Source organism: Peptacetobacter sp. AB845, assembly GCF_047528295.1.
GTDB lineage: Bacteria > Bacillota > Clostridia > Peptostreptococcales > Peptostreptococcaceae > Peptacetobacter.
In genome coordinates this window covers 2,534,757-2,546,673 of the sequence record NZ_CP180001.1, presented here as the reverse complement: position 1 = coordinate 2,546,673, position 11,917 = coordinate 2,534,757, and the positions used below count along the sequence as shown (strand labels likewise).

General features: G+C 29.7%; 9 protein-coding genes. 7 read left to right on the top strand and 2 right to left on the bottom strand.

Going from position 1 to position 11,917, the window contains the following annotated elements:
* Positions 1–1,234 (top strand): DEAD/DEAH box helicase (locus tag ACK2WO_RS11935; protein WP_414698000.1); only part of this gene is annotated, 1,234 nt, incomplete at its 5' end.
* A 133-nt stretch (positions 1,235–1,367) separates the two neighbouring features.
* Here ACK2WO_RS11935 and ACK2WO_RS11930 read toward each other — a convergent pair.
* The gene (locus tag ACK2WO_RS11930; protein ID WP_414697999.1) at positions 1,368–4,082 is read right to left on the bottom strand and encodes a transglycosylase domain-containing protein; all 2,715 of its coding nucleotides are present in this window, start codon (positions 4,080–4,082) and stop codon (positions 1,368–1,370) included.
* A gap of 208 nt (positions 4,083–4,290) precedes the next feature.
* Between ACK2WO_RS11930 and ACK2WO_RS11925 the strand changes: the two genes are divergently transcribed.
* Together ACK2WO_RS11925 and ACK2WO_RS11920 are read left to right on the top strand one after the other, a co-directional pair.
* Entirely contained in the window at positions 4,291–5,841 is a 1,551-nt protein-coding gene (locus ACK2WO_RS11925) for an ABC-F family ATP-binding cassette domain-containing protein (protein WP_006440719.1), read from the top strand.
* A 44-nt stretch (positions 5,842–5,885) separates the two neighbouring features.
* Positions 5,886–6,524 (top strand): TIGR01906 family membrane protein, encoded by a 639-nt coding sequence (locus ACK2WO_RS11920; protein ID WP_178412501.1) that lies wholly within the window; start codon positions 5,886–5,888, stop codon positions 6,522–6,524.
* A 92-nt stretch (positions 6,525–6,616) separates the two neighbouring features.
* Here ACK2WO_RS11920 and ACK2WO_RS11915 read toward each other — a convergent pair whose 3' ends face one another.
* Positions 6,617–6,877: a cysteine-rich small domain-containing protein gene (locus tag ACK2WO_RS11915; RefSeq protein ID WP_414697998.1), complete on the bottom strand. Its 261-nt coding sequence runs from the start codon at positions 6,875–6,877 to the stop codon at positions 6,617–6,619.
* 502 nt (positions 6,878–7,379) lie between these two features.
* On the opposite strand from ACK2WO_RS11915, the gene ACK2WO_RS11910 reads away from it, so the two are divergent.
* From ACK2WO_RS11910 to ACK2WO_RS11895, 4 genes are all read left to right on the top strand, one after another.
* Positions 7,380–8,426, top strand: coding sequence for an IS1595 family transposase (locus tag ACK2WO_RS11910; protein ID WP_414697997.1), 1,047 nt, complete (start codon positions 7,380–7,382; stop codon positions 8,424–8,426).
* A gap of 443 nt (positions 8,427–8,869) precedes the next feature.
* Positions 8,870–9,742, top strand: a complete 873-nt coding sequence (locus ACK2WO_RS11905; protein ID WP_329982809.1) for a methyltransferase domain-containing protein — start codon at positions 8,870–8,872, stop codon at positions 9,740–9,742.
* Positions 9,743–9,908: 166 nt separating this feature from the next.
* The gene (hflX, locus tag ACK2WO_RS11900) at positions 9,909–11,153 is read left to right on the top strand and encodes a GTPase HflX (RefSeq protein ID WP_414697996.1); all 1,245 of its coding nucleotides are present in this window, start codon (positions 9,909–9,911) and stop codon (positions 11,151–11,153) included.
* 253 nt (positions 11,154–11,406) lie between these two features.
* On the top strand, positions 11,407–11,892 hold the full coding sequence (locus ACK2WO_RS11895; protein ID WP_201416767.1) for a nucleotidyltransferase domain-containing protein: 486 nt from the start codon (positions 11,407–11,409) through the stop codon (positions 11,890–11,892).
* Positions 11,893–11,917 lie beyond the last annotated feature (25 nt).

Genomic DNA, 11,917 nt, shown 5'->3' with positions numbered 1-11,917 from the left:
AGGTACTCCAGGACGTACTATAGACCATATAAAAAGAAAAACAATAAAACCAGGAAATGTTAAAATGGTTGTACTTGATGAAGCGGATGAAATGCTAGACATGGGATTCAGAGAAGATATAGAAACAATACTAGAAAATGTTCCTGAAGAAAGACAGACTACTTTCTTCTCAGCAACTATGCCAAAAGCAATACTTGAGCTTACTAAAAAATATCAGAACGAACCAGAACATATAAAAGTTGTTAGAAAAGAATTAACTGTTGAAAATATAAAACAGTACTACATAGAAACAAGAGCATCTAATAAAATAGAAGTTTTATCAAGATTAATAGATGTTTATAATCCAAAGCTTTCTGTAGTTTTCTGTAATACAAAAAAAGGTGCGGACGAACTTGTAGGTGAATTACAGGGTAGAGGATACTTTGCAGATGCATTACATGGAGATTTAAAACAGGTACAGAGAGATATTGTAATGGATAAATTCAGAAACGGTACTATAGACATACTAGTTGCTACAGATGTTGCAGCTAGAGGTATAGACGTTGATGATGTTGAGTGTGTATTCAACTTCGATCTTCCACAGGATGAAGAGTACTATGTTCATAGAATAGGTAGAACAGGTAGAGCAGGTAGAGAAGGTCTTTCATTCTCATTTGTTTACGGAAGAGATATGAGAAAAATGAAAGATATAGAAAGATATACTAAATCAAAACTTGAAAAACATCCAATACCTACAGTAGGCGATGTTGAAGAAAAGAAGGTTGGAGCATTTTTTGAAGAAGTTAAAAGAGTTGCCAATGAAGGAAAGCTTTCTAAACAGATACAGTGGCTAGAAAACTTCTGTGAAAATGAAGATGTTGACTACTCAATGGTGGATATAGCTGCTGCACTTCTTAAATTAGCTATGGGTGAAGAAGAAAAAGAAGAGATAATAGAAGAAAAACCTAAGAAAAATAGAAGAAGAGAAGAATCTGCTGGTGCTAAGGACGGCATGGTAAGATTATTCATAAACGTTGGTAAAAAACAGAGAGTTCAGGCTAAAGATATACTTGGTGCAATAGCTGGAGAAGCAGGAATACCAGGAAAAACAATCGGAACAATAGATATATATGACAAATTTACATTTGTTGAAGTTCCTAAGAAAAAAGCTAAAACAATAATAGAAAAAATGAAAAACAAAAAAATAAAAGGAAATAAATTAAACATAGAAAAAGCTAATAAAAAGAAAAAATAATTAAATAAAGTAATTAGCTAAAGAAAAATTTAAAAAAGAAAAAATAAAACGCATATCAAATATTAACATTAGAAAAAGCCTAGCAAAATTTGCTAGGCTTTTTAATTTATGTTTTTAACTTTGAAAATATGTATTACTGTTCATCTTGTCCAGTATCTCCACCATTATCTGGAGGAGGTGTATTTCCATCATTATCTCCATTGTTACTTTCTGGTGGCTGATTATTTCCGCCAGAGTTATTATTGTTATTACTATTGTTATTGTTGTTACTATTTCCGCTATTTCCAGAATTTCCGCCAGAGTTTCCAGATGAATTGTTCTGGTTTTCGGCAGCTGTACTTTCATTATCTTTCTTTTCTTCAGATGGAGCAGTAGTAACTCTTGATGCAGATGTACCATCTATAAATGCTGCATTAGAGCCGTAAGATGATGTTCCACCATCCTGAAGATTTATCTTAGTAAAGTATATACCTTCTGGTTTATCGAAATCTTTTTTCTCTAAATTCTTATGTATTCTACTCATAATATTTTTCCAAAGTAGAGCAGAAGATGTACTTCCTCCACCTATATTTCTAGTTTTAACTATTTTACCTTCAGCATCCCTTACACCGGCATCATCTGCTATGTAAGTAGCACCAACATAATAAGGTGTATATCCGACAAACCAAGCTTCTTTAGAGCTATTTGTTGTACCAGTTTTACCTGCAGTAGGCATACCATTTGAAAGGGCAGCTTTTTTAGCTGTACCTTCAGTTATAACAGCTTTTAACATATCAGTCATTACATAAGCAACCTGTGGGTCAACAACTCTTTTCTTTTCTGGGTCGCTATCAACTATTGACTGATTGTCAAATGATTCAATACTAGTAAATATAGTAGGTTCTATATACTGACCGCCATTTGCTAATGCACCATAAGCAGTTGCCATTTCAAGAGGTGATACACCATAAGTTAAACCTCCAAGTGTAAGTGCAGGGAAACGTCTATCAGTATTGCTAGAATCTGAAGTTGCTTTATTATCTGCAAGTGAAGTTATACCAAAGTTTTTAAGATAGTCTATCATAACATCTACACAGTCTTCATAAGAATCACCAAGAAGCTCAGCAACCTTAACTGCAACTGTATTTGATGATTTTGCAAGACCTAATCTTAAACTCATAGAACCACCACCAGCAGTAGTAGTTTTTGGATTCCATTTTCTATTTTCTTCAAATCTATATCCACCTCTAGCATCACTAAAAGCAGTTGCCTGTGTAATAGACATAGTATCTATAGCAGGAGTATAGATTGCAAGAGGTTTTATAGTAGAACCAGGCTGTCTAGGAGTAGTCGCTCTGTTTAGAGTTTTTCTACCAGATATATTTCTACCTCCGACAAGACCTTTTATCTGTCCAGTTTTATAGTCTATAATTACAGTAGCTGACTGAGGCTGAAGAACTCCATCAGGACCTAATTTATTTCCTGGGAAGTTATTGCTATTTTTGTATTCAGCTTCGATGGCTTCCTGTATTTTAGGGTCTATAGTAGTGTTTACTATAAGACCACCATTATAGTACATGTTTTCAGCTTCTTCTCTAGTATTACCTTTTTCTATAAGAGCTGAAATAACTTCGCTTTCTATTAAATCTTCTACAGAATTTGATATACCCTGAGAATCTTCAGGTAATTTTATAACTATTTCCTCAGCTAAAGCTTCTGTATATTCTTTCTGAGTTATATAACCTAATTCTTTCATTTTTCCAAGTACAGTTTCCTGTCTTTCTTTTGCATCAGGGTTGTTTACTGCCTTTCTTATAACTATAGAACCACTTTTGGCCTGTTTATAAGTTCCCTCATTTATAAGACCCCATTCATATAGTTTATCTACCATTTTTAACTCAGTTTCAGTTGGCTCATCTAAATCATCGTCTTCAGTATTTACAAAAGTAAGTATACGATGGTTTAAATCGTCCTTAGTTTCAGAGCCATCTAACTTAGCACTCTTATAAGCTGAATATTTTGATGGGTTTTTAGTTGAACCAGCAAGAAGAGCAGATTCAGCTAAAGTAAGATCTTTTGCTGATTTATCAAAATATCCTCTAGCACCTGCTTCAGCACCAGATAGCCCTTTACCTACGAAGAAGTTATTTAGGTATAATTCAAGAATATCGTCTTTTTTAAGTTTCTTATCCATTTCTACGGCATAGTAGATATCTTTGATTTTACGTGAAATTGTCTGTTCAGTACTTGTTAAAAGCATCTTTGATACCTGCATAGGTATAGTAGAACCACCCTGTCTTTTACCAAAGAACCTCATAACAACGGATCTAGCTAAACCTTTAGGGTCAAATCCACCATGTTGATAGAAACGCTCATCCTCTATAGCTACTATAGCTTTTCTCAAATATGGAGACATCTGAGATAGAGGTACGGGTGTTTTTTTATTTGAACTTGGAGCAGTGGACATCTTTTTACCGTTTGAATATAGAAGTGTAGTAGTTACATATGTTCTTTTGTTCAAATCGGCAAGTGTAACAGGCTTAACATCTCTAAGTGCAGAAAATGTAACACCTCCAACAGCTGCTATCCCAACTACAAATAAAACTAGGCAAGTAACACCGAATACTTTTATTTTTGAAAGCTTTCTTTTCTTTCTACCTGAAGGAACTTTTCTTTTTCTTTTTACAGATGAAGAAGAATTCCTTACGCCGTTAGAAGAGCTACTTGAACCTCTGCTACTATTTGCAGAAGAACTACTGCTACTAGCTCTAGTAGAGGATGATCTTCTAACAGGTGATTGTGATGAAGAATTAGAAGAACTAGCTTTCCTTCTTCTTATTTTATTATCACTATTATTATCATTTTTCATAAGTAGTTTACCTCCTTACTCTAGGACAATATTATAACATAAATACAAAATGTTTGGTATTATTAGATAAAAACAAATAAAGAGCGTGTAAGTCTTGAAATTAAAGGGAAAAAAATATATGATAATGTAAGTCGGCAATTATTGCTTACAATTATATGTGAATATAAAAATTGATATAAAAAATAAAAAAGTAATTATAGGAGGAAAAATGTTAGTAGTTGAAAATGTTAGCCATGGATTTGGCGCTAGGGTAATACTTGAAAACGTATCATTCAGAATAAGAAAAGGGGAACATATAGCACTAGTAGGAGCTAATGGAGAAGGAAAGTCTAGCTTTCTTAATATAATAACTAAAAAATTAATGCCAGATGCAGGAAATATAAAATGGTCATCAAGAGTTACAGTTGGTTATTTAGATCAGCATACAGTACTTGGAAAAGGAAAAACAATAAGAGAAGTTCTAAGAGAGGCATTCCAGCATATGTTCGACTTAGAGCAGGAAATGTTACAGATGTACGAAAAAATGGGAGATGCATCTGATGAAGAAATGGCTGCACTTATGGAAGATACTGCAGAAATACAGACTATACTTGAACACAGTGGATTCTATACAATAGATGCAAAAATACAGGAGGTTGCAAACGGACTAGGACTTGGAGAAATAGGACTAGATAGAGATGTAACTGACCTTAGTGGTGGACAGAGAACAAAAGTACTTTTAACTAAGTTACTTCTTGAAAACCCAACAATATTAATACTAGACGAGCCTACAAACTACTTAGATGAAGAACATATAGTATGGCTTACTAGATATCTACAGGAATATGAAAATGCATTCGTACTAGTTTCTCACGATATAAGCTTTATAAATGATACTTGTAACGTTGTTTACCACCTTGAAAATGGTGAATTAAACAGATACAAAGGAAACTATGATGAATTTGAAAGATTAAATGAAATCAAGAAAAGACAGGAAGAACAGGCTTACGAAAAACAGGTTAAAGAAAGAGAAAAACTTGAAGACTTCATAGCTAGAAACAAGGCTAGAGTTGCAACAAGAGGTATGGCAAACTCAAGACAGAAACAGCTTGATAAGATGGAAATACTTGAAAGACCAAAGGAAAAAATAAAACCTACTTTCAACTTTAGAAATGCTAGAGCTGCAGGAAAGATAATATTTGAAACTAAAGATCTTGTACTAGGATATAATGAGCCACTTACAAAACCACTTAACTTCCAGCTTGAAAGAGGTAAAAAAATAGCATTAAAAGGTATGAATGGTATAGGTAAATCTACACTTCTAAAAACTCTTTTAGGTATGATAAAACCATATGACGGTGAAGTTAAACTAGGTGACTATCTAGAGGTAGGTTACTTTGAACAGGAAAGTTCAACAGAAAATAACAATACCGCTATGGATGAAATATGGCAGGAATATCCAGGTCTTACTAATTATGAAGTAAGACAGGCACTTGCAAAATGTGGATTAACTAATGAACACATAACTAGCTTAGTTAGAGTACTTAGTGGGGGAGAAGCAGCGAAAGTTAGACTATGTAAAATAATGCTAAAAGATATCAACTTCCTAGTACTTGACGAACCTACTAACCACCTTGATGTGGATGCTAAGGAAGAGCTTAAAAAAGCAATAAAAGAATTCAAGGGAACAGTACTTTTAGTATCTCATGAACCAGAATTCTACATGGACTTTGTAGATGATGTATGGAATATAGAAGACTTTACTACAAAAATAGTTTAATAAAAAAATAGAGATTAAAAACTAACTAAAACCTGGGTGATAATATGAAAAAGGTATTTATGAATATATGCTCTTTTTTAGTTACTATAGCTATAATTTCTATGGCTGCTGTAACTGCATTGAATTTTAGAGAAATATATTATATTGATGTATATAGACTAGATATTCCGGAAATTTCTGGATATACTGAACAAGAAATAATTGAAAACTACAATTATTTAATAGACTATAATACTAGTTTTGATGATAAAGAATTTAAATTGCCAAGTATGAAATTCTCGAGAGAAGGTAAGATACATTTTGAAGAAGTTAGAAATATATTTCACTCATTATACTACATAATGGGAATCGGGTTGTTAGCATTTATAGCTATTATTTATGAAGCATTTAAGGGAAGAACAAAACCTCTTAAAAATGTACTAAAGATGTTAATAATTCTTCCAGTTATTGTTGCAATACCGATGATGGTGGCTTTTGACAAGGTATTTGTACTTTTCCATAAGATAATGTTTAGAAATGACTACTGGATATTTGACCCAGTACTTGATCCAGTAATAAATATACTTCCAGAAGAATTTTTCTATCACGAGGCATTACTTATCGTCAGTCTAACTGTGATTATGTGGATAGCATTGCTTATAGCATATAGAATTTTTTCAGATAGAGTGGAAAAACAGAGCTAAATTTAGTAAAAATATAAAAATTGTTGATAAAAAATGGGACTGTTGTATAAACTACAACAGTCCTTTTATTATGTATTTACAAAAATAAAAATTTATTTCTTTCTAGCAAGTTCAGATATTTCGCTAAATTTTTTCATTATATAATCAAAGTTCTTTTTATTATGTGGCAACATACAGTTACTACAGTCTTTTATTCCTTTTCCTGTGTATTTAAAATTTCCACCGCAGTTTTCTCCAAGTGCATAAAGTGGACAGTAGCAGAAAAGACAGTTAAACTCATCAGGTTTGTCTGTTTTATGGCATGGGAAAAATTCACAATTCTTGTGGCAGAAAAACTTATAATTTTCGCTCATAATATCCTCCTAATTAATTTATAAGATAATAATTATTATAAATTTAAAGTTTAATAATATACAATGCTATTTTATAAATTTGTTGACATTTTATGCTATCATAATATATACTTATTGTGATTTTAGTTTGAAGGGAGGCTTGCGTGTTATGAGAACTGTACGCTAATAAACAACAAAAAGTTGCTTTTCCACTCTACGTAGTAGGGATTTTTTGTCGTGCGTACATATATTACACGGAAGTCAGATATTATATGAGAATTGATTTTTAGATACTATATTTGTATATTATGATATGGATTTAGTATATTATCATATATTTTAACGTGTTTTTTATGATGCAGGTAAATACCCTTTGTGGAGTATTTACCTGCTTTTTTGTTGTTAAAAATTATAATAAAAAATGGCTATGTTAGCTAACTTTGTGATTAATTATATACAAAATAGGTTATAATATAGACATAAACTACGCTTCAGCTAATTCACAGAAAGGATATCTAATATTATGTCAAAAAAGGATATAAAAGCTATAATAAAAGATTTAAAAAAGAATGAGCTTACAGAATTAATTTCAGTAGCACAAGAAGTATTAAGTACTATATTTAATTCTTCTGAAATTAGAGATAATGTTAAAGAAGGTAGATTTTCCAAGGGATATGAATGTCCAAAATGTCAATGTAAAGATGTAAATAAAAATGGAAAGTCTAACGGAAGACAAAGATATATCTGTAAACGTTGTCGTACAAGTTTTGATGAGTTTACTATGTCTCCATTTTCTAATACAAAATTAGGCTTAGATAAATGGCTAAAATATTGTGAGTTAATGATATTAGGGCTTTCTATAAGAAAATGTGCTGAAGAAGTTGGTGTAGGTGTTAAAACCTCTTTTTACATGCGTCATAGAATACTTGATGTAATTAATCTATCATTAAAAAATGACAAAGTTGAAGGTATAGTAGAAGTAGATGAATGCTTTATTAAGGAGTCTTTTAAAGGTAATCATTCTAAAAGTACTACATTTGTAATGCCTAGAAACCCTAGAAAAAGAGGTAAATGTAAAAATGATAAGAATAAAAGAGGAATATCAAAAGAGCAAATTTGTATAGAGACAGCGATTGATAGAAAAGGAAATATCCTTATGGGTGCAGTTTGTAATGGTAGAATTACAACAAATCAAATAGTTAATTTCTTTGATAATAAAATATGCGAAGGGGATACTTTTTGCGTAGATTCACATAAATCATATGTGGGAATAAAGGACAAGTTGAATATAGAATTAAAGCAAGTTCCTAGGGGAAAATCAATGATAGACACTGTTTATCATTTACAGCATATAAATGCTCTTCACAGTAGCTTTAAGAGATGGTTAATGACTTTTAATGGCGTATCTACAAAATATATCAATAATTATTTGGCTTGGTTTAAATTTCTACAACTAAGTAAGAAGAATAAAAAGAATGACAGAATTAAAGATATGTTAGTGAATGTAGCTACTAAGGATACATGTATAACTAGAAACACTATTAGAAATAGATTTATTGAGTTAACTTAAAATAAGAAACTTTACTCCAAATTAATTAAACTATTTTATAATTGGAAAATAATAGAATGTTTTGTATAATATAATGAGGTTCGCAATTGTTATATATTGTGAACTTCGATATACTTTACAGTGAATATTATTTATGTTACTATTAAATTTAATAAAACAAGAAAGGAGTTAGATTTATGATAAATTTATATAGAATGATTAATAAATTAAAAATAATAGATACAACTCCTAAATATAATATTATATAACTATATTTAAGATATATCCACTGGTATACTAAAGTGGATTTTTTATTAACTAAAATAAGGAGGTAGCTATAATGCTTGCATATATCAGATTAAGAGGATAGCGCACGAGTTGTGGCTATCGTTAAACAAATTTAATAAAATGCCATAACTTCGTGCTATTTTATATGAATAATAGAAATAGGAAGGTTATGAACAATGAGAAAATTAAAAAAGATTGAAGTTTTAAGAGAATTACTTAATGAAAATATATCAATACTTAGATGTCCAGTGTGTAAAAAATCTATAAAATATATAAAAGAAAGTAGTGTATTATGTGAAAATAACCATTGCTTTAATATATCTAAAAAAGGATATGTTAATTTAGTAAAGAATAATGCGAAGACAATATATGATAAAAAATTATTTGAATCTAGAAGTAAAATATATGAATATGGTATATATGACGAGCTTTCTAAAGAGATAATAGATATAGTGGATAAATATACGTCAAAAAAGAATGTTAATTTTGTACTAGATGTTGGTTGCGGAGAAGGGTATTATTTAAATCAACTATATTCAGATGAAAAAATAAATAGTAAGTGTAAATTATTTGGAATAGATATATCAAGAGAAGGAATTTCACTTGCTACAAGATACGAAAATAGCATACTATGGAGTGTCTCAGACTTATCAAATCTACCATTTGAAAATGGTAAATTTGATATAATAATAGATATACTTTCACCATCGAATTATAGTGAATTTACTAGAGTTTTAAACAAAGGTGGAGTTGTAATAAAAGTAATTCCAGATGAACACTATTTAAAAGAGATAAGGTCTGAAATAAAAGGTAAAATAAAAAAAGATACTTATTCTAATAAAAATGTTATAAATTCATTTAAAGATAACTTGGAAATCATCTATGATAAAAGAATCACTTATAAAACAAATATATATAATTTAGAAGATTTTATAAAAATGACACCATTAACATCTGGTTTGAGCAAAGAACAAATAAATGAATTAAATAAATGTGATATAGAAAAAATAACGGTTGATTTAAAAATTGTAGTCGGCAAAGTAAAGTAGATAAAGGTTAGGAGGTAATAAGATGAATATACGTGGATGTATACATTCAATAAGATTAAGAGGGTAAGTCACGGATTGTGGCTATTATCTTAATATAATTAAAAGTCATAATCCCGTGATATTTAAATATTAAAGTTTAAATATAAAATTATAGGAGATTATGAAAATGAGAAAAAGAGTAATAATTGTAGGAATTAATATAAATAACAAAAATAATTTTGAGGAATCTATAATAGAACTTAAGAATTTATGTATAGCCTGTGATATGGAAGTAGTTGGAAAAGTGGAGCAAAATTTAAAGAAGATAAATCCAACATTCTATATGGGTAGTGGTAAAATTGAAGAATTACAAGATTTAATCGAAAAAACGAACGCTGAAATAATAGTATTTAATAACGAACTATCTGCATCACAGATAAAAAATATTGAAGAAGAAGTAAAATGTAATGTCATAGATAGGACAGCTTTAATACTAGATATATTTGCAAATAGAGCAAAAACAAGAGAAGCTAAGTTGCAAGTAGAGGTTGCAAGACTTCAGTATGAACTTCCAAGGTTAATTGGTGCAAATGAAAACCTAGGTCGTCAAAGTGGTGGAGTTGGTACTAAAAATAGGGGAGCAGGAGAAACTAAGTTAGAACTAGACCGTAGACGTATAGAAGATAGAATAGCTAGTTTAAACAAGGAATTAGAAATACTGAAGTATCAAAGAAATACTCAAAAAAATAAAAGAAAAAAATCCAACATACCTAATGTAGCACTAGTAGGATATACTAATGCAGGTAAATCATCAGTTATGAATGTATTAGTTGAAAATTTTATCAATAAAGAAGATAAAAAAGTATTTGAAAAAAACATGCTATTTGCAACATTGGAGACTTATGTTAGAAATATTAAACTGCATAATAACAAATCTTTTTTACTGTATGATACAGTTGGATTTGTAGGCGATTTGCCTCATAACTTAGTTAAAGCTTTTAGATCGACACTGGAAGAGGTTTGCGATGCAGACTTATTAGTTCATATTATAGATATATCTAATCCTAATTATAAAAATCAGATAGATGTTACTAATGAAACATTAAGCCAAATAGGAGCTGATAATATTCCTATGATTTATGTATATAATAAGATTGATTTAATTGATTTAGATAAATTAGATAATAATAAAATATTAATTTCAGCTAAAAGAGATATAGGAATAGATAGATTAATAGAATCTATTTGTGAAAAAGTATTTGAAGATTATATAAGATTTAAGTTAAAAATTCCATATTCAGAAGGAAAGACGATATCTAATATAATGGAGAATGCAACTATCTTAGACTCTGAATATATAGAGGATGGAGTAATACTCAATATTGAATGTGGTGAAAAAGAGTATGTTCAATATAAACAATACATAATTTAGCATTAACTTAGATATATGATATAAAGTATATTACTATAGTTGAGAATTAATTAAATTATAAAATTAATATATTACGAACAATTTATAATAAGCTATAGAATTAACCACATCTTAGAATTCAATGTATTGAAAAGTCTAAGGTGTGGTTATTTTTATGATATACTTATCACGAAGAAAGCTAACATAGCCTAAAAAATAAAAGGATAAAATTACACAACTAATTGAAAAATTAGACCAAAGGAGGAGGTAAATAATGTCTAAAAAAGAAATTGTAACAAAAGAAGATTTATTAAACATTATAGATTTATTAGAGAGCACTAAAATTACATATTGGATTGATGGAGGATGGGGAGTTGATTTATTATTTGGAAAACAAACTAGAAACCATAGAGATATAGATATTAATTTTGATGCAAAATATACAGATGAATTAATAGAATTTCTTTTAAATAAAGGATATAAAATAGATACAGATTGGCTTCCAGTTAGAATGGAGTTATATAGTAATGAATATGGATATTTAGACATACATCCATTTATTTTAAATGAAGATGGAACATCAAAACAAGCTGATTTAGAAGGTGGATGGTATGAATTTGAAAAAGATTATTTTGGAAGTGTAAACTTTGAAAATAAAACAATTCCATGTATATCTTTAAAAGGACAACTTATTTTTCACTCAGGATATGAACTTAGAGAAAAAGATATACATGATATAGATATTCTTAAAAGTTTATAATAAATATTATATAAAGTTTAATAAT

What these genes read in the sequence shown, in the direction of transcription:
- ACK2WO_RS11920 (WP_178412501.1), top strand. Translation starts at nt 5,886, where the DNA reads ATGAAAAAGGTATTTATGAATATATGCTCTTTTTTAGTTACTATAGCT.
- ACK2WO_RS11930 (WP_414697999.1), bottom strand. Translation starts at nt 4,082, where the DNA reads ATGAAAAATGATAATAATAGTGATAATAAAATAAGAAGAAGGAAAGCT.
- ACK2WO_RS11910 (WP_414697997.1), top strand. Translation starts at nt 7,380, where the DNA reads ATGTCAAAAAAGGATATAAAAGCTATAATAAAAGATTTAAAAAAGAAT.
- ACK2WO_RS11915 (WP_414697998.1), bottom strand. Translation starts at nt 6,877, where the DNA reads ATGAGCGAAAATTATAAGTTTTTCTGCCACAAGAATTGTGAATTTTTC.
- ACK2WO_RS11895 (WP_201416767.1), top strand. Translation starts at nt 11,407, where the DNA reads ATGTCTAAAAAAGAAATTGTAACAAAAGAAGATTTATTAAACATTATA.
- ACK2WO_RS11925 (WP_006440719.1), top strand. Translation starts at nt 4,291, where the DNA reads ATGTTAGTAGTTGAAAATGTTAGCCATGGATTTGGCGCTAGGGTAATA.
- ACK2WO_RS11905 (WP_329982809.1), top strand. Translation starts at nt 8,870, where the DNA reads ATGAGAAAATTAAAAAAGATTGAAGTTTTAAGAGAATTACTTAATGAA.
- hflX (WP_414697996.1), top strand. Translation starts at nt 9,909, where the DNA reads ATGAGAAAAAGAGTAATAATTGTAGGAATTAATATAAATAACAAAAAT.